An 18,983-nucleotide genomic window follows, 5' to 3' on the forward strand; every position below is an offset into this window, starting at 1 on the left:
TCAATGGGAGAGGCTTTAGGAGTTGGCATTGGCAAAGAACATATCTTGAACAAGAGGGGTTCTCTGAAACTATCCGATGTCTGAACAATTTTGCATAACTGATGGGTTATCTTCAAAATTTAGGACTAGGCTTGAGATAGCGCCTCAAAAGATTCAGTTTTATGAAAGCCAGGGGCCTGTTCAAGAAGTTGTAAGTGACGGGCAGACAACCCTGAAAGTGAAGGTTGAGTTATCTGGCGAAGGCGAAACGTGGCTGAGTGAAAGAGAATTTCAGCTTTCGGAGGATCAAAATACGCTAACTGCGATCGATGGCGATAACACTTTAGTTCGCTATCGATGCTCTTGATTAAAATCTGAATCCCATCCGTTCTGGAACCTGACGCTGTATGATTTTCTTGCTTGACGCTAAGCATTGACCCATAACAGGAACAGTAGGAATGGATCTAGTCCTAGATCTGGCACAGCTTTTTATTAACGGCATTGCCGTGGGCAGCATTATTGCCCTAGCAGCGGTTGGCCTGACCCTCACCTATGGCATTCTCCGTTTGCCAAATTTTGCCCACGGAGACTTTATGACCACGGGGGCGTTTCTCACCTTTCTGTTCAATACCCAAGTGCTCAATCATGTGGTGTTTGGGGTGGACTGGTTAGATAGTTTATTTGCCCAAGCCAATGTTTGGATCTCGATTCTGCTAGCCACCATCGTCACCATTGGCGGATTCTTGATTTGTGAATTTTTGATCTGGGCCAAGATGCGCGATCGCAGAGCCACATCCACAACGCTAATCATTATTTCGATTGGCTTAGCCCTGTTTATCCGAAACGGCATTATCTTTATCTGGGGCGGTGGCAACAAAAGCTATGACTTGCCAGTGGCCAAGGCGGCTGAAATTCTAGGCGTGGTTAAAATTCCCTATTACCGATTGATCGTCATTGGTCTAGCGATTTTGGCGGTAGTAGGACTACATTGCCTATTGCAATACACCAAAATTGGCAAAGCCATGCGAGCCGTGGCCGATGATATTGATCTAGCAAGTGTCTCAGGAATCGATGTCAGCCGAGTGGTGCTGTGGACCTGGGTATTGGCTGGGGGCTTAACGGCCTTGAGTGGGGGCATGTATGGCTTGATTACGGCGGTGCGACCGAATATGGGCTGGTTTCTGATTTTGCCTATGTTTGCTTCGGTGGTCCTAGGTGGTATTGGCAATCCTTACGGTGCGATCGCAGGAGCAATGGTGATCGGTATCGCCCAAGAAGTCAGCACCTACTGGCTGCCCACGGAATACAAACTTGCGATCGCGCTTTTAGCAATGGTGTTAGTCCTGCTTGTGCGCCCTCAAGGATTATTTAGAGGTACGATTTAGTCTTTCTATTGGGCAAGCAAATCCAGGTCGGGTGAGACTACTTCACACTTCAGGGGCTTTAACATGCCACTGATATACTGCGAATAAATCAATCCGTTCTGTCTTGGATATGCCTCTATTGCTCTCTAGTCAAAGATTAGAGTATGCCTGGGATAGTTGAACATTGAGATCCTAGCAGTATATTGAGTTCAAAGCTTATGACTCTCTCTTCCTCGCAGATCACAGATATTGTCAATGCTTACTTTTCCTCCTTCTCTGCGATGAATGCAGCGGAATGGGCCAAACTATTTACCCCGGATGCCCAGGCCTTTGATCCAGTCGGCAATCCCCCTAGCAATCCTCAAGCTGACTCAGAGCAGTTCTTTGGCATGCTCCGGCAAGTGAATGAGTCGCTAGAAGCCAAGCCTGAATCAATTTTTATTGGCGGGAATGAAGCCGCAGTCAAATGGAGTTTACACGCTGTGTCTAAAGGTCAGAAGGAAGCGAGTGCCGAGGGAATTAGTATTTTTGTCATCAATGAAGCTGGTCTGCTGGAAAAAGTTAGTGCTTACTGGGATGACAAGGCATTTATGGCTCAATTTCAAGATTAAAGATCAAGGTTTCGGGCCAATGAGAGGAAAAACCTACTGATTGTCCATGAGATAGAGACTTGCGATCACGCTCTTAGCAATGGTGTTAGTCCGCTTTGTCAGGCTTATGCTTAAGAGACTTACGATTCTATACATCTGCAAAGGTGACATGCTCCCAACATACCTTCTGCAGGCAAAGGCGGACTGATTATGGTTTGTCAGATAGTTCTGTTTAGTCGGTCAAGAATAGCTGAGTGCCACTGAAACTCATGTAGATACTCCTCACGATACCGACAGTTATCTTCTTCGACATCTCTGTAATATAGGTGCTCTTCCATTGATAAATTTTGCCCCAGCGTTGACCAAGCTTCAAGCATTTCTGGATCTTGATCTCGCAACCATTGTATTGCTTGTGGAGGCCAGAGCTGGCCAGGTTCGGCGGCTCCCATCTCAGGCCAACCGTTACTAACTTTCAAAAATAGGTGATATGAGGGAGGGAACTTAATCTTTAATCGGTGTTCGGCTGCAAGGATATCCTCTTCTACCGCCTCTACATTTTCGGAGGAGAATAATTGTCGTGCCTTATCACGGAATTCTAAGTCATCCTCTTCGACATTTAAGACCCTAATGAAATCTATCAAAAATGATTTCCACTCAAGCTCAGTCATGACTTCGCAAAATTTAGGGTTGCCGATTGATCTCAGATCAAGGCTTATGTCTTTTTAGCACGCTTAGCTGCCGCCTGTTTCCGAAAACGTTGTATACCTGTTGCCCCTTATAGACTGTGCTTCGTAAAGGTAATGAAAGGGATAACGGTCGGGCACCAGGGGTAGAGTTCCGCTGGCCTTTACCACTCTTCCTCCCATCCTCGATTGGCGTTGCTAGCCTGTTCTTTCGGGACGATTTGCACCTCAAGTTCTAATGCCGATAACAATTTAAATAGGGTCTCCAGTTTGGTACTAGCTGGGCGATTTTCAAAAGCAGAGACGGTTACTTGTCTGACCCCAGTTCGATCTCCCACTTCAGATTAGTTGAGTCCCATCCTTTTTCGGCGCTCTCTGGCATATTCAGCCAGTACTGTGGGTGAAGAAATAATCATTTTAGTAAAAATAATAGCTATAGCGCATATCAATTATTTTAATAGCTATAGCTATTAAATATATTGTCAGTTGCACTAGTGTTAGATTGGCGAGCTTACCGAATAGACACAGGCTTGAAGGAACGAAGCAAGTGCTCAAACGCTTACCCCAGAGAAATTCAAAAGCTACCTTAGCTTTTAGCTATCGCTTTTGGGCCTTTTGGAAGGCACGGGCCAATGCATTCCAGGCCAACTTAGGTTGTAGGTTAGTGTCCAATGGCAAAGGGCGCACAGGTTGATGATCAGCTCGCGGGAAAAACTCAGACAAATAGGTGTAGCGATCGCTGAGTCCCCATGTAATGACAGCAATAACCGCTGGCTCATCCAATACTACTGAAAGGTAGTCTTCATAAACTCCAGCAACAATGCGATCTCGCTTCTGAATATCTGCTGGTAGCTTTGAGTCATTAACATCCATCTCAGTAATTAAAATTTTCAGATCTAAGGCAGCCACTTCTTTCAGGAACTGGCGCAGCGATTGAGGATCAAAGTCCAGCGAGTCTCCGCGCAAATGAGCTTGTATTCCCAATGCATGGACTGGCGTACCTTTCGCCTTTAAGCGTTTTAGCAGCCCTAAAACAGCACGGCGTTTGGCTTTATCCATGGCAGTGTTGTAGTCAAGACCAAAGTCGTTGTACACCAATAAGGCATCAGGATCTGCCTTGGCTGCGATCCGAAAAGCAAAATCGATATAGTCAGGACCTAAAAACTCAAACCATGGGGTTTGTCTTAAACCGTCTGCTCGTTGACTGGCTAATGGATCATACTCAATGGCCTCATTAACCACATCCCAAGAATGCATGCGCCCCCGATAATGTCCCATCACCGTCTCTATATGGTGCTTCATCACCTTCGCAGCATTTTGATGGTTTACAACCTTTTGAAACCATTTAGGCAATGATTCATGCCAAATTAACGCGTGACCACGAAATAGTAAATGATGCGTTTGTGCAAAGCTGAGCATCGCATCGGCAGCGGCAAAGTCAAACTCACCGGGACTGGGACGAAGATGATGATCCCCTGCGCTCCATTTCAGCTCCCACTCAGGAACAAGCAAGCGACATTCTTGGGCCAACAAAACGGCAAATTGTTTATCAGACATAACCTGATCGAAGCGAGCCGATGCCCCAAAAATAATGTCTTTATTAGCAGCCAGCTCCCTTAAGGGGGACCACTCCGTTATTGCAAAATCACGACTCGGGTTATCCAGCGCCGATAGCTTGTGTTTTTGCAAGATTGATCGACTTCCTAACACAGTCCCGAGACTGGCAAAGGCACCTAGCCCCAACCGAAGAAAGCGCCTTCTATTAATAGGGGGAATCATTTCTGGCTGTTAGTAATCTGTAAAAAGAATTAGGTTAAAGAGTCCGAACTGATCTTGGCTCTGCAGAACTAAACAAGACCGGTTCTTATTTCTAGATAAAACTAAAGCGATGACATCGCTCAGGAGCACTGTAGGACGTTATCGTAAATGCGACCTAACCGATGGGTGTAGGTTCTGATATCTAACGATTCAGCAGTGGCTCTTGCTGACTTTCCTAACTTGAGCCTTCGTTCAGTATCTTCTAGCAAATACCCTATTGCTTTGGAGAGTTGTTGCACATTACCGGGTGAAACCAGTAAACCATTCTGATTGGGCAGCACCACTTCAGGAATACCTCCTACTGGGGTTGTAATAGGGGGGATTCCCCAGGCCATAGCTTCCAATATTGCTAAGGGAAGTCCTTCATTATAAGAGGGCAAAATGAAGATATCTGCATTTGCCAGCATTTGGTCACGTTGTCCAGGATTAATCCAACCCATAAAAGTAATGAGATCGGATACCCCCAAACGGTCTGCAAGAAGCTGCCCTTGTTCAATTTCACCATCCCCTGCAATGCTCAAATGAGCACGGGCCTTGAGATGAAGCGGCAGCTCAGCCAAAGCTTGAATAAGATCAAAGGCTCCCTTGCGATGTCCAACGCGCCCACAAAAGACTAAATTAACAGGGCTAGAATCCTGACGACATGGAATCTCAGTCGGGAGTTCAACGGAATTAGGTAACGTGAAAACTCTCTCTGGTATTAAACCCAATTGAGAAATATAAAAGTTTTGCCAGAAATCAGATAAAACAATAAATCCATCACATTGACCAAAAATACTGCTGATAATCTTTTGGGCCCATCCTGGCATTTTCGAGAAAAAGGGCTTGAACTCAGCCCCATGGGCATGAAGTACAACAGGCCGATGAAAGATAAATGCAATTCTTGCAAGCAGAATTGTTCGCAGTACACTGCCCCGTTCAGATACGTGAATATGGACGATATCAACTTTTCTAGATAATAAGGTTCTCAAGAACGTAGCAATAGCTCTAATAAAGATAAGTCCACGATGTACAGCTGAGCCTTCGTCATGGGTACAAATATGCTGAAGTGTATAACGAGAAGGAGCATGGGCTAAAATCAAATTTTGAACCGTAGCCATACCACCATTCTGTTCTAAGCTCGGTCCGAGAATCAATCCTCGATAACATGACTTGAGAGAACTGTCCTTTTGAAATCTGTTAAATATTATTGTCATAGTCGTTCAGCATTTCAATACTACAATCCCCCCAATTACATCCTCTTGATATTGATATATTTTGTGTTTACGACTTTACTTGCTTCGCAGAATCGAGAAAGCAGTTACGTATAACAATTAGACGAACAGCGGTTTACCACAGGTGCTCTTCTGATCGCTTTAGGATGAGAAAGAACAGAGAATGAAATAGTTATAAAAATCACCCAAAATAAATCATTCCTTACCATTAGAGTTGTTTCGGTCATATTTGCCAAAACCATATTACTCACAAATAACAATGGCCAAACATAAGCTGTTGATGTAGTATTCTTTAGCAAGAAAAAAGACTGTATGGATGTTCTAAATATACCTAGTATTAGAACAAAAACACCTAATATTCCTAAATCCAACAAAAGATCCAATAATCCATTATGAGCATGTGGCACATGCCAGCCAGCCGCATATCGAATAAGGGCAGCCTTACTACTAAAGTCTTGCCAAAAAGCACCATACCCATAGCCAAACCAAGGACGTTTACCAATATCATCAAGAGCCCAAATCCATAAATCTGTACGACCTGTTAATGTTGGATCCTTACCTGCGGATATCAGTAACATATCCATATGCTCAGTAAGAAAAAACAAGCCACTCATCCCGATTAAGAGAATAGCGAGAAGAGCAGGAACCATTAACTTATAATGCCATCGAAAAATTTTTAAGATTAAAAATATAGCAAAAAGAGCAACAAATGTACCGATAGCTGAAGAAGACTTAGAAAGGATTAATAGAACTATTGATAGACTTAAACCTAGACGGCTTAGCATTTTATATTGATTATCGGTCGTTCCAACTAAAAATATTGATGCGCTAAGAGCCATCATTTTGCCAAGAACATTTTTATGGATATATATTCCTCGCCATGCCCCTGCATGAATGCCAGACATGACTCCATATTTTGGCAATAGAATCGCACTAATAAAACTAAAGAAAACAACTATTCCAAAGGCTATAGATAGATTCTGCAATTGATCCTCTAAGCTATATCGAGTCGCAAAATAGAGGCCGAATAAAGATGTCCCGACTAAAGCAATAGAACGAATAAGAGTTGTCTCTGGATCAAAAGACCATAATACGGATGCTGCCGCAAAAACAATGACTAGGCTAATCAGTTTGTCTTTTTTAAGAACAAGTATTACTCTTTTCCATCGCAGTATCAATAAAATAAGAGTAACAACATAAATCATTTTATAGACTAAAAGCAATGCAGAATAGTCAGCTGCCTGAATAAGACTTAAATCCTCTTCATTGGCACCGCCTGAAAAAATGAGGCTTAAGAAACCGCCAGAGTAAATTATGATAGAAAAAACTGTAAACAGCTTTTCAAATATATAAAAATAGTCTTTCATTATAGATATATTTTAACTTAGCTCTGAGCAAGAGAATAATAATATAAACCTTAAGTCAATAATTTTTATAGTCTATATTACTGTCATCAAAGTGCCTTAAAATAATTCAACATTTTTTGCCATTCATAATTTTTTAGCTCTTGCAATTTAAATGACTAATGCAGTTTGACGACCTATTTTTTGATAAACCTTAAGAGTTTGGCTGGCGATATTTGACCATTTCAGATCAGTCTCACAGCGAGTTGATGTTGCGACTTTCATTCGGTGCTGAATTTGACGATTTTTGAGCAGATAAATGATTGATTTAGCGAGCTGATCAACATCGCATGGAGGCACTAATAGACCATCTTTACTGTGGTGAATCATTTCACTGAATCCTCCAACATTGGAAGCAATGATAGGAGTACCTAACCCAAACGCGAGAGAAGCTACTCCACTTTGTGAAGCTTCTACATAGGGTAGAACGACTGCTGTACTCTGTAAAAAAAGTTTGGTGACTTCTGCAGGTGGAATAAAGCGATTAAGAACAGTGAAATGTTTCTCGTCAGATAAAATATGGGAATATTGGTCTAAGTTTTCTCCTAGACCTGCGATAGTCAACCTGACATCAGGAACCTCTTTAATCACAAGCGACATCGCTTTGAGTAAGTAACTCAAACCTTTGTAAGGCCAAATACGTCCGAAGAATAACAGGCTATTTTGCTCTCTTGGGATGGCGTGATGTTGATCAATAAATCGCTTATATAAGGTTCCAAGTTCGCCGTGAGGAATGACGTTGACTCTATCTGATAATTCTGGAAATCGCTGATGTAATTGTTTTTTTTGTTTACAGCCATGGACGATCAGTTGTTTGGACCGAAAAATAGCGATTCGGCGAGTAAAATCTGAGCCAGGAATCAGATCACCATCGCCGGGATGGCGGTAAACATCATGGATAGTGGTGACTAACGGGAAGGAGTGATTAGTAAAATGAGTCAAATCATACCAGGGATCGTTGGTTTCCTGAACATGCAGAATATCAGGGTTGATCCTTTTCACCATTTGCACCATTGATTTCATGGAAAAAAGGTTACGAGGATCTCGAATGCGATATTTCTTGAAATACTCAACTTTAACCGTTGACTTAATATAAGGTCGGCACTTGAAATAAACATTGTCCGGTTGGATAACGGTTAGATCGACACATTCACTTAAACTATTAATGAGTTCAATCGAATAGTCTTCGAAACAAAAATGAATGAATACTACTTTCATAATGCTTGACTACTTGCGTAGTAACTTTGAGAATAGATGATTTGAAGATTCAAGAGACTGAAAAGCAATACAAAATATAACTAGACAATACACTAAGATTGATATCGTTAATGATGAGAAGAAATTTATGTTTGCTGTATTGAGTATCGCAAACAGAATCAACATCAACCCACCCACTAAAAGAGGGCGTTTAGTAACTTGCCAAACATTTAGATAAAACAGTCGTTTAAAAGTGGCATATGTGTACACCCAAACTCCAAATATTTTCACAAGAATGGCAGAAACTGCTGCACCTTCTAACTGGAATTGACTAACCAAAGCCAAGCTAGTTAAACCACCAAAGATTGTTCCATAGAGGACTTCTTTTAAGTTTATCTTTTCAAGGTTATTCGCAACTAACGTATAACTAAGGGGCTTATTAAATGCTCTTGTTACCATACCAAAAGAAAGAATACAGAGTGCAATTGATGCATTGGCAAAGTCAAGATCTTTATAGACAAAAACTAAAAGATGACGACTAAAAAACAATGCGCCGAAGAACATGGGTATGGCTAAGAATAATAATAATTCAATGGCTTTTTCTGCTAGCTCTTTTTTAGACTGAGAACGAGATGAGGACATCTTTGACATTTTAGGAAAGGCAGCTAAAACAATACTATCTGACACGATAGAGAACGGTTGAATGAGCTGCATGACGGAGCCATAAAGTCCGATGGTACTTTCATTACTAAAGAAAGAGATGATAAAAATCTCCATTCTTTCTCTGAACACTGAGATTCCATCAATGGCTAAAAATGTTCTAGCTAGTTTTATAGTCTTTTGAATAAAGTCTTTATCTATGCTCCATTTAAATCGATTGAATTTTTGAATTAGATACCATTCCAAAATAAAAATAATCAATTCAGAAATAACAAAAATAGCTGATATCAGGATAATGCCATACCCAGACATTAAGCCAAGATAAATAATAACTGTACGGACGATATAGACAGGGATTGTACAGATAGCAATCCAATGCATTTTCTCTTGAGCTTGAAAGATAGCTTCAACGATATTTGACAGAGAAAAAGGGATGATTGCCAACCCGATAACATAGCAAATATTTTCAGTAGCACTTGTATATGGCATAAAGTGAACTACTAGAAAAAGCAATAGATAGCCAATTAGGCTAAATAAGAGCTGAAGAAAAGTACCACTCACTAAATATGAAGATATTTCTGAAGACTTTTGGGATAGTTCTCGGGTGAATAGTGTTTTAAAGCCTGTGGAAACAAGCGTCATAAATACAAAGTAATAGCTGAAGGCAAGCGTATACTGGCCTAAGGCAAAGGACCCAAGGCTTCGGGCAATGAGTGCAAGAACTAAGAAAGAGGTGGCACTTTGGACAATACGATTGCTAATGAGAGCTAAAGAATTTGCGACTAACTTTTTCTTCGCCATTCACTTTTCCTTGAGGTTTTAACTTTTGGCTGCACAGTTAGAATCTTCTCTAGTCTTGCATTAAATATATGAATATCTAAGTCAGTATTTATAGAATTTCATTCCTAGATTTTGTGTCTAGCTAAGTCAATCTTGAAACTAGGTAAATAAACCTTGGAGTAGTCTTGCGTTGTTCCGTTGTTGACCACCGTACCAATGATGTTATGTTCAAATTGACTGATAATTTCTTGTGCCATTTCTAGTTCTTTTGATTGAGTCACTGTCGGATTGGTCACAAACAGAACGCCATCTGCCATATTGGCTAATGCTGAGGTGCCATCTACGTCCAATAACGGTGATGTATCAAAGATGACGAAGTCATAGTCCCAGGCGAAATACTGCAATAACACATTCATCCGTTCACTACTGAGAAAGCTCATGGGGCTAGATGGTTTGGATCCGGCTGTGAGGATATCTAGATTCCCCCGTACCCGATGAATAATCATCTTGACTTCAGCAGGTCGAATTGAGGTGTCTTGAATAGCAGTTGACAATCCTAGTTCATTAGGGAGATCGAAAAGGTGATGCAGTTTAGAGCTTTGCAAATTGGCGTCAACCAGCAAAACTCGCTGTTCTAACTGAGCCATTGCTATTGCTAAATTAGCTGCCACAGTTGATTTACCTTCTTGAACCTCAAGACTGGTGACAACCAGTGATTTGAGTGCATGTTCATCGCTTAATAGCTGGGGATTTGCTCTGATCATGCGGTGCATCTCCCCCAGAATGGAAATGAGCGAACCGGGGATGCGATCGCACGTTTGATGTTTTAACTCGGTATGCGGAACAACGGACCATATAGGGTAATCAAGCAGACCTTGAAGGGCATTGATGCTGTCTTCATAAGCTGTCATGTGGGACGTTGATAAGTACTCTTGACGCATGCCTAAAACAGGAACCGCTGCGGTTGCTAGAAAAGCCCCCAGTAAAATGCCAAACGCAATCACACTCGCTTTCTTTTTGAAGGTTGTGCCTTCTGTTGGTGTGAGCGCCTGCTCAATAATCTGAGCGCTGCTCGAGTTTGTGTTTTCAGCAACTTGGAGCTCTTGTAAATTTTGCAACAGCGTTTCGTAGGTTGATTGGGCTGCTTCAGACTTACGCTCCAGTTCCCGTAACATTCGTCTCAGTTTAGGTAGGGTTTGGGTCCGCTGATTGTAGGCAGAGCGCCCCTGCTTTAGAGAAGCCAACCTTTTGCTAACGGCTTGTCGCTGCACTTCCGCAGAGAGAAAATCTTGAATCATACTTTGTTCAGGATCATCCAGCTCTGCCCGCACCACCGCTGATAAGGAGTTCCCTTGAACCGTCTTTTGGCTCTTCTGGCTGAACAATTTTTGCAGAGCTGACCGCCTCTCCTTCAGGTTGACTACGATTGGAAATCCTTCTTGAAAGTCCTTACGAGCTATCACCAATTGGCGCTCAACACTTTGGAGTTCCCGTAAGATTTCCTTAATTTCTGAAGATTGACTCAACTTACTCACTGCGATCGCATTCTGGGGACTTAAACCCACTTGATTCCTTAACGTTGAAGACCGAGCCACGGCTGCATCAAACTCACTTTGCACCAGTGTAATTTCGCTATCTAGCTTTGAAATAGCCGTGACTGTGGCGTCTTCCTCCTCTTCAAGATCAACAATCTTGTGCTTTTCCTTAAAACGGCTTAACGCTTCTTCCGCTTCTCGCACCACTGACTCTCGTTGAGGCAGCTGTGCAGCAATAAACTTTCTGGCAGACAGTGCTCGTGAACGCTGATTTTGGATATTGCTGTGGATATAAAGACGCATCAGCGTATTCACCACCCTGGCGGATTCCTGAGGCTGATCGCTCTCATAGGAGAGCTTCAGGACATCTGTCCCAGCAATAATGTCAACACTGAGTTTTTGCAGGACTGCTTTAGGGCGGAGGGTATTTCCTTGAGCATCCTCTAAGCCCAGCACATCAATCATATTTTGTAGTAATGGCTTAGCATAAATGACTTCAATCTCAGTACTTAACGGATTTTGGGTAGAAACGAGAGGCCGCAACTCTACTGATTTTTCATCACTTTCCGTGGAAAGGGGGAGCGGATTAACTTGGAACCTGAGTTTACCCTCAGCGATATAAGAGGGTTGGACAAAGAGAGCAGAGAGACAGGAAAGTGCGACCGTCGCACCGAAAATACTGGCGACAGGGCGCCAATGTTGCCTCACCTTTCCGAGATACTGATTCAGGTTAATGTCAATTGTTTCTCTTGATTCCATCAGTTATTATGTCCGTTTTTTCAAGGTAGGAGAAGCAAAGGGATATTCCCGTTGTTCATGAATGGGAAAACGGGGAGAATAGAGCCCCATTTTTTGCTTGATTAATAGCCAGAAAAAAGGAAGATCATCGATTAAATATCGTTTCCAGAGACGTTCAGGTTCAGACATCAATCGATGTAACCATTCAAAGCCCAAGTTACTCACCCATTGAGGAGAACGCCTTTGACGACCGGACTCAAAATCTATCGTAGCGCCGATGGCTAAAAATATTTTGACCGTCGGCAACCGATCTTTATATCGACAAATCCATTTCTCTTGGTTAGGCGCACCCAGGCAAACGGCCAAGACGGTTGGCTGATGTTGATTGATTTGATCGACAATCTCTAAACATTCTTGAGGGTTTTCCACCACACCAAAGGAAGGCGAATGGGCTCCAACAATAATGTTTCGTCCCAGCTGTCGATTGATTTTAGTCTGCGCTCTTTTGGCAACATTTTTAGAGCCGCCCAGCAGAAAAACTTTGATATTTTCGTTATCTCTATGGAAACGACAGAACTCAGGGAACAAATCAGACCCCGATAATCTTTCTCGGATAGGCTGACCCAAAAATTGGGAGGCATACACAAGAATTTGACTGTCACATGTTCTGAAATCTGCTTGACTATAAGCCTGACAAAATTCCTGATCATACTGCAGCTTCATTAAATGGTCTACGTTAGCCGTAAACACAACTCCCTGATCAAGTTGTTGGAGAAATTGTCGCTGAGTGAGATTGTCGATCGGTAGATTTAAAATCTTCACCTTATCTTGATGACCACTGGTACTTACACTCAGATAAAGACCCGACCGTGACCCTAATATCACCTGCAATATTGTGTAAATAATGACTTTTAGATCTAGACCGAGTTGCCATTGACCGACATAACTCATATCCAACTCGACAACCCTGCTAAAGTCAGCGCTATACTTCTGCCGACTGGTTTGCCATAGTCCTGTCATTCCTGGTTTGATGGACAGTCGTTGCCAATCCTCACGCGAGTAAACTTTCACTTCATCCAACGTGGGAGGACGCGTTCCCACTAAGCTCATCTCACCTCTCAACACATTGATAAATTGAGGTAACTCGTCCAAGTGAGTTTTACGCAGAAATTTTCCTACTCGAGTGACCCTAGGATCATTCCGAACATTAAAGAATTTGTACTGCTGCTTGCCAACCGTTTTTAACTTAGTTCGCTCAGCATTTCGCACCATAGTGCGAAACTTCAGAATCCTAAACTGCTTTCCTCGCAAACCCACTCGATATTGAGTGAAGAAAATTGAACCCCGTGAATCAAGCAGAATAGCAGTTGCAACTAGGGGCAATACAATTAACATCACAGTGATGCCAATTATTGCTCCTAACACATCTAGTAAACGCTTCAGTCGGCTCCGCACCGATGGATGGGGATGGAGTGTAAATAATTCGATATCAAATACTTTAGATTGCCACTCTAAAGCTGCCCACAAATCTCTATGGCAAATATCTCCAGACTCAACTAATATCTCCCCCAGAAGTTTCCAGTCGGATTGATTAAGAAATCCTTTCTGTTTCTGTAGCGCTCGATTCAGCGCATTCTGATCAATTAATTGGTTATGTATGAGAATTTGACCCAACGTGTTCTCTGTCATAATTTAAAATTCCCTTGGGAAAATTGATGCAGGTTGGGGTATTAAAGCGATTTTTCTATCGCCCTAATACTGCCGCACTCCATCTGTCCAAAGACTCAAAGTCCTTGACAGAAAACATTAGGAGTTAATATATCTAACTAACTTTATTGAAATTGGAAGTAAGTCACTCAAACTTGCAAGCAGGAAGAATGATCCTTACTTGGAAGTGCCCAGACAAACCCTTTAACACCAAAACATTCCATCTGTTCAAAGACTCAAAGCCCTTGACAGATAACCTAGGAGCTAGTTAAGTCTACTAGCTCTATTTAAGTTGGAAGTAATACACTCAAGATAGAAGTGAAAAGAATTATCTTTCTATTAGAAAGTGATGAGACAAACCTTTTAACCTAGCCTCACCGAATCTGTTCAAAGGCTCAAGACCTTTGACAGATAACCTAGGAACTAATTTTGCTCACCCACTCCTTTAAAGCTAGACGTAATGCACTCGGGATGTTAAGTAGAAAGAATTATCATTCCTTGAAAAAGATAATAACACATTTTATTTTCTTAAGCTATAAAAAGTTCAGTAAAGCTTGATAAATATTTTCACTACTTCAGTTAACTTCAGTGTTAATACTTCCAGTCAAGGACTTCAAGAGACGGACTAATTCATGTTTAAGCCATTGAATCGATAGGCCCCTGGAACTACATCCATGCATGACCAATGGTAAGGGGCTAAAAAATGTGGCAACAGAGAGAGTTGATCCTATCGGTCCAGGCAGTGACCTCGCTCGGTTGGGTCTATATATTAGGAATATCGTGGTTGTAGCACTGATATAGAATAGTGCATTCACGACGAATGACCTTGATTACTCTAAAAGCGGAAGCATTCATAACGCATCGATGATCTTGGAAGATGGTATTGCTGATGACAAAAAACGTCTGAAGTTTTGGTTGGTTAATCCAAAGCTAAAGCTGTCAGGATTGCTGGTTAATAGTTTGTGGCAAAGGAGGCACTTGAATGGCTCAAGCTAACCTTGGTGGAATGCTAGGTTTGAACGCGTCATTTGAGGGCACTGGTGAACCGATCTATGGGTTCGCATCTGTTCAGATTGCAAAGTCATCAAGATTGACTAGCGGTTAAAACCAGAGGATGTCACAATCCTTAGGAGTGGAAATTGAAGTCCCTGACTACACCTGAGAAGGGTATGACCTAACTCAGGCTCAATTCCTAGCCTGCCTATCTCTAAGAAGTCCCTAGCTTATGCCTCGTCGTGATGATCTGCACAAAATCCTGCTGATTGGTTCTGGGCCAATTGTGATTGGGCAAGCCTGTGAATTTGACTATTCTGGCACCCAAGCCTGTAAGGCTCTGCGGGATGAAGGCTATGAAGTGGTGCTGATTAACTCCAATCCCGCCACAATTATGACGGATCCAGAAACAGCGGAGCGGATCTATATTGAACCTCTGACTCCCGAATTGGTGGAAAAGGTGATCGCCAAAGAGCGACCGGATGCCTTGTTGCCCACCATGGGAGGTCAAACCGCTTTGAACTTGGCGGTCACTTTAGCGAAGACTGGCGTTTTAGAGAAATACAATGTCGAGCTGATCGGCGCCAAGCTGCCGGCCATTGAAATGGCGGAAGATCGCAAGCTGTTCAAACAGGCCATGGAGCGGATTGGCTTAGGCGTTTGCCCGTCAGGCTTGGCGGAGACCATGGCGGAATCTCAGCAAATTGCTCAGGAGATTGGTACCTACCCTCTGATTGTCCGTCCTGCCTTTACCTTAGGGGGCACAGGTGGAGGTATTGCCTACAACCAAGAAGAATTTGAAGCCATTGCCCAAAGCGGTCTGGATGCCAGCCCCGTTTCTCAGATTTTGATTGAGAAGTCCCTCATTGGCTGGAAAGAGTATGAGCTAGAAGTCATGCGAGATCTAGCCGATAACGTGGTAATTATTTGCTCCATCGAGAATATCGACCCCATGGGAGTGCATACGGGAGACTCGATTACCGTTGCTCCGGCCCAGACCCTAACAGATAAGGAGTATCAGCGGCTGCGGGATGCTTCGATTAAGATTATCCGTGAAATTGGCGTAGAAACAGGGGGCTCGAATATTCAGTTCGCGGTCAATCCCGTCGATGGCGAGGTGATCGTGATTGAGATGAACCCTCGGGTGTCGCGATCCTCGGCCCTGGCCTCCAAAGCCACCGGATTCCCCATCGCAAAGTTTGCAGCCAAGTTAGCAGTGGGCTATGCCCTTAGCGAAATCCCCAACGATATCACTCGCAAAACCCCGGCTAGCTTTGAACCCAGCATTGACTATGTGGTTACTAAGATTCCTCGGTTTGCCTTTGAGAAGTTTCCCGGCTCCGAGCCTGCCTTAACCACGCAGATGAAATCGGTGGGCGAGGCGATGGCCATTGGTCGCACCTTCCAAGAATCCTTTCAAAAGGCGTTGCGGTCTTTAGAGACGGGGCGATTGGGTTGGGGCTGTGACCAGGTAGAAAGCCTGCCGAGTCTAGAGCAAATTCGGGCGAGTTTGCGAAATCCTAATCCAGAGCGCATTTATACGGTTCGTCATGCCTTGCAGGCAGGGCTCAGTGTGGAGGAAATTTATGACATTACTGGGATTGATCCTTGGTTTCTCTGGCATTTTCAGGATTTGCTAACGACGGAAAACTATCTCAAGCAAACCAATCTGTATAATCTAACCGCCGATCTGATGTGGCAGATTAAGCAGCAGGGCTTTAGTGATCCGCAGATTGCCTTTGCCACTCAATCTAGCGAAGATGAGGTTCGCAACTATCGCCAACGGTTGGGGGTGGTGCCAGCCTATAAAACCGTGGATACCTGTGCGGCGGAGTTTGAGGCGTTAACACCCTATTACTACTCTACCTATGAAAAGGAGTCGGAGGTGTTGCCCTCCGATCGCCGTAAGGTGATGATTTTGGGGTCGGGGCCAAACCGGATTGGTCAGGGTATTGAGTTTGACTATTGCTGTTGCCATGCCTCCTATGCCCTGCAGGCAGATGACTTTGAGACGATTATGGTCAACTCCAACCCGGAAACGGTCTCCACAGACTATGACACCAGCGATCGCCTCTATTTTGAGCCGCTAACCAAAGAGGATGTGCTCAATATTCTAGAAGCAGAAAACCCAGAAGGGATTATCATCCAGTTTGGCGGACAGACACCACTGAAGTTGGCGGTGCCCCTGCAAACCTACTTGCAAGGCAAGCCGGAGGGACCCAAGATTTGGGGCACATCGCCAGATTCGATTGATATTGCTGAAGACCGGGAGCGATTTGAGCAGATTCTCCATACCCTCAATATCACCCAACCGCCGAATGGGATTGCCCGCAGCAATCAGGAAGCAATTGAAGTGGCCCAGCGGATTCAGTATCCCGTAGTGGTACGGCCGAGCTATGTGCTGGGGGGACGGGCGATGGAGATTGTCTATTCCGATGCAGAGCTAGAGCGCTATATGACCTTTGCGGTGCAGGTGGAACCCGATCATCCCATCCTGATCGACAAGTTCTTAGAAGATGCCATTGAAGTGGACGTGGATGCGATCGCAGACCGTACTGGCGAAGTCGTGATCGGCGGCATTATGGAGCATATCGAACAGGCAGGCGTCCACTCCGGTGATTCCGCCTGTGCCATTCCCACCCTGTCACTAGGGGAGGAGACCTTAGCAACGATCCGAAAATGGAGTAAACAACTGGCTCAGCAGCTGAATGTGATTGGGTTAATGAACCTCCAGTTTGCGGTCCAGGGAGAGCAAGTATATATCTTAGAAGCCAACCCTAGAGCCTCCCGCACAGTACCCTTTGTGTCCAAGGCCATTGGCTTGCCTTTGGCCCAGGTGGCAGCGCGGCTAATGTCCGGCCAAACCCTCGCTGATTTAGGTATAAACAAGGAGCGAATTCCTCAGCATATTTCGGTAAAAGAGGCCGTGTTGCCCTTCGCCAAGTTCCCGGGCACCGACACCATCCTCGGTCCTGAGATGCGTTCCACAGGCGAGGCCATGGGGATTGATACGGATTTTGGTAAAGCCTTTGCCAAATCCCAGTTCTCAGCCCATCAGGATTTGCCCCAGTCGGGTTCGGTGTTTGTCTCGATGACCGATCGAGATAAGCAAGCGGTGATTCCCATTGCTAGGGATTTAATCGAATTGGGGTTCAAGCTCGTGGCTACTGCTGGAACCCAGAAGGTGTTGGAGACCGAAGGGTTTGAGGTGGCTCCGGTGCTCAAACTCCATGAAGGCCGCCCCAATGTTCTGGATTTAATTAAGAATCGTCAGGTGCAGCTGATCCTCAATACCCCTTCCGGTAGCGATGCCCATGCCGATGGTCGCTTGATTCGGCGGTCGGCTTTGGCCTATAAGATTCCCCTGATTACCACGATCGCGGGGGCAAAAGCGACGGCAGCAGCCTTGCGATCGCTACAATCAGAAACGATGGATGTAAAAGCGATTCAGGACTATCATCTGCAAATGCAGTGATTTTTAAGGGATCAGCTAAACGGCAAACCGCCAGACAATCGGTTCCCACCCATAGGCATCCCCTTGCGTTCTGACATGGCCTAGCCCTGGGAAGGGCATATGGGGCACCAACAGCAGACGGCGCTGGGCTGTAGCCGTTTCCATTAGCTGACGCCGAGCGATTACACCCTGCTCAGGATCAACATCAAAAACAACTTCCCAGTCTGGATTTTCCAAGTTAAGGGGATCGCTAAAGAAAACATCGCCGGTGGTGAGTAGACTGTCTTCACCGGAAGTAATCAGGAAGGAAGCTTGTCCGGGGGTATGACCACTAGAATCAACCGCTTGAATATGGGGAATGACCTCACTGCCCATGGTAAAGAGGGTTGTCTGATCTTGAATAGCGCTTAATCTCTCCTTTGCCCCCTTAATCGCCCCAGCTTTTGATTCCTTGTCTAATAAGGATTTGGGCAGCTCCACGGTGTCCGCCAACCAAAAGTCAGATTCTGCCTGGGAGATATAGAACTGGGCATTGGGCAACCGTAGCTGGCCCTTATCGTCCACAATACCGCCGATATGGTCTGGGTGAGCATGGGTCAAAATGACCGTGTCAATCTCTGGGGCAGTGATACCTGCTGCTTCCAGGTTTTCCAGCAGATGACCAGCGGTGGGACCAAAGGCAGTCCCTGCACCTGTATCAATCAGTACTTTGTGCTCATCGGTTTCAAGGTACAGGGCATTGATATGGGCTAAAACATCTTTGGTTCCAAGAAAATGCTCCTTCAGTACCGCTGTCACTGCCTTGGGGTCGGCTTTGGGCACAAAGAAGTTTGGTGGAAAGGATAGGGTACCGTCACTCACCACCATG

At 44.2% G+C, this 18,983-nt stretch carries 14 protein-coding genes; 4 read left to right on the forward strand and 10 right to left on the reverse strand.

Annotation, left to right across the window (positions count from 1 at the left end; genetic code table 11):
- The first annotated feature begins 76 nt into the window (after positions 1 to 76).
- The 3 genes from Q0986_RS06035 to Q0986_RS06045 all read left to right on the forward strand — a co-directional run bounded on the left by Q0986_RS06035 (position 77) and on the right by Q0986_RS06045 (position 1,954).
- Positions 77 to 346: a hypothetical protein gene (locus tag Q0986_RS06035; RefSeq protein ID WP_299405930.1), complete on the forward strand. Its 270-nt coding sequence runs from the start codon at positions 77 to 79 to the stop codon at positions 344 to 346.
- Positions 347 to 437: 91 nt separating this feature from the next.
- Entirely contained in the window at positions 438 to 1,364 is a 927-nt protein-coding gene (locus Q0986_RS06040; protein WP_299405934.1) for a branched-chain amino acid ABC transporter permease, read from the forward strand.
- Between the two features lie 197 nt (positions 1,365 to 1,561).
- Positions 1,562 to 1,954: a nuclear transport factor 2 family protein gene (locus Q0986_RS06045; protein ID WP_299405939.1), complete on the forward strand. Its 393-nt coding sequence runs from the start codon at positions 1,562 to 1,564 to the stop codon at positions 1,952 to 1,954.
- A gap of 197 nt (positions 1,955 to 2,151) precedes the next feature.
- Here Q0986_RS06045 and Q0986_RS06050 read toward each other — a convergent pair whose 3' ends face one another.
- The 9 genes from Q0986_RS06050 to Q0986_RS06085 all read right to left on the reverse strand — a co-directional run bounded on the left by Q0986_RS06050 (position 2,152) and on the right by Q0986_RS06085 (position 13,650).
- Positions 2,152 to 2,601 (reverse strand): SMI1/KNR4 family protein, encoded by a 450-nt coding sequence (locus Q0986_RS06050; RefSeq protein WP_299405943.1) that lies wholly within the window; start codon positions 2,599 to 2,601, stop codon positions 2,152 to 2,154.
- 179 nt (positions 2,602 to 2,780) lie between these two features.
- A complete protein-coding gene (locus Q0986_RS22905; RefSeq protein ID WP_366918526.1) occupies positions 2,781 to 2,954 on the reverse strand; it encodes a helix-turn-helix domain-containing protein in 174 nt (57 codons plus the stop codon).
- Between the two features lie 259 nt (positions 2,955 to 3,213).
- A complete protein-coding gene (locus Q0986_RS06055) occupies positions 3,214 to 4,395 on the reverse strand; it encodes an endo-1,4-beta-xylanase (RefSeq protein ID WP_366918527.1) in 1,182 nt (393 codons plus the stop codon).
- Between the two features lie 119 nt (positions 4,396 to 4,514).
- Positions 4,515 to 5,534, reverse strand: coding sequence for a glycosyltransferase family 4 protein (locus Q0986_RS06060; protein WP_299405952.1), 1,020 nt, complete (start codon positions 5,532 to 5,534; stop codon positions 4,515 to 4,517).
- Positions 5,535 to 5,734: 200 nt separating this feature from the next.
- Entirely contained in the window at positions 5,735 to 7,015 is a 1,281-nt protein-coding gene (locus tag Q0986_RS06065) for an O-antigen ligase family protein (RefSeq protein ID WP_299405957.1), read from the reverse strand.
- Positions 7,016 to 7,162: 147 nt separating this feature from the next.
- On the reverse strand, positions 7,163 to 8,269 hold the full coding sequence (locus tag Q0986_RS06070; protein WP_299405962.1) for a glycosyltransferase family 4 protein: 1,107 nt from the start codon (positions 8,267 to 8,269) through the stop codon (positions 7,163 to 7,165).
- Between the two features lie 9 nt (positions 8,270 to 8,278).
- Positions 8,279 to 9,709, reverse strand: a complete 1,431-nt coding sequence (locus Q0986_RS06075) for an oligosaccharide flippase family protein (protein ID WP_299405966.1) — start codon at positions 9,707 to 9,709, stop codon at positions 8,279 to 8,281.
- Between the two features lie 104 nt (positions 9,710 to 9,813).
- Entirely contained in the window at positions 9,814 to 11,931 is a 2,118-nt protein-coding gene (locus Q0986_RS06080) for a polysaccharide biosynthesis tyrosine autokinase (RefSeq protein WP_299405970.1), read from the reverse strand.
- Between the two features lie 57 nt (positions 11,932 to 11,988).
- Complete coding sequence (locus Q0986_RS06085) at positions 11,989 to 13,650, reverse strand: WecB/TagA/CpsF family glycosyltransferase (RefSeq protein ID WP_299405975.1); 1,662 nt, start codon at positions 13,648 to 13,650, stop codon at positions 11,989 to 11,991.
- A gap of 1,243 nt (positions 13,651 to 14,893) precedes the next feature.
- Here Q0986_RS06085 and carB point away from each other — a divergent pair.
- A complete protein-coding gene (carB, locus tag Q0986_RS06090) occupies positions 14,894 to 18,136 on the forward strand; it encodes a carbamoyl-phosphate synthase large subunit (protein ID WP_299405979.1) in 3,243 nt (1,080 codons plus the stop codon).
- 15 nt (positions 18,137 to 18,151) lie between these two features.
- Here the strand turns inward: carB and Q0986_RS06095 are convergent.
- Positions 18,152 to 18,983: MBL fold metallo-hydrolase (locus Q0986_RS06095; protein WP_299405983.1), on the reverse strand; the 832-nt coding region annotated here is incomplete at its 5' end.

The sequence above is a fragment of the Acaryochloris sp. IP29b_bin.148 genome (assembly GCF_028285565.1).
Taxonomy (GTDB): domain Bacteria; phylum Cyanobacteriota; class Cyanobacteriia; order Thermosynechococcales; family Thermosynechococcaceae; genus Acaryochloris.

Bases quoted from the DNA above. Each gene is read 5' to 3' on its own strand.
- Q0986_RS06035 (WP_299405930.1), top strand. From the start codon at position 77: ATGTCTGAACAATTTTGCATAACTGATGGGTTATCTTCAAAATTTAGG.
- Q0986_RS06040 (WP_299405934.1), top strand. From the start codon at position 438: ATGGATCTAGTCCTAGATCTGGCACAGCTTTTTATTAACGGCATTGCC.
- Q0986_RS06045 (WP_299405939.1), top strand. From the start codon at position 1,562: ATGACTCTCTCTTCCTCGCAGATCACAGATATTGTCAATGCTTACTTT.
- Q0986_RS06050 (WP_299405943.1), bottom strand. From the start codon at position 2,601: ATGACTGAGCTTGAGTGGAAATCATTTTTGATAGATTTCATTAGGGTC.
- Q0986_RS06055 (WP_366918527.1), bottom strand. From the start codon at position 4,395: ATGATTCCCCCTATTAATAGAAGGCGCTTTCTTCGGTTGGGGCTAGGT.
- Q0986_RS06060 (WP_299405952.1), bottom strand. From the start codon at position 5,534: ATGGCTACGGTTCAAAATTTGATTTTAGCCCATGCTCCTTCTCGTTAT.
- Q0986_RS06065 (WP_299405957.1), bottom strand. From the start codon at position 7,015: ATGAAAGACTATTTTTATATATTTGAAAAGCTGTTTACAGTTTTTTCT.
- Q0986_RS06070 (WP_299405962.1), bottom strand. From the start codon at position 8,269: ATGAAAGTAGTATTCATTCATTTTTGTTTCGAAGACTATTCGATTGAA.
- Q0986_RS06075 (WP_299405966.1), bottom strand. From the start codon at position 9,709: ATGGCGAAGAAAAAGTTAGTCGCAAATTCTTTAGCTCTCATTAGCAAT.
- Q0986_RS06085 (WP_299405975.1), bottom strand. From the start codon at position 13,650: ATGACAGAGAACACGTTGGGTCAAATTCTCATACATAACCAATTAATT.
- carB (WP_299405979.1), top strand. From the start codon at position 14,894: ATGCCTCGTCGTGATGATCTGCACAAAATCCTGCTGATTGGTTCTGGG.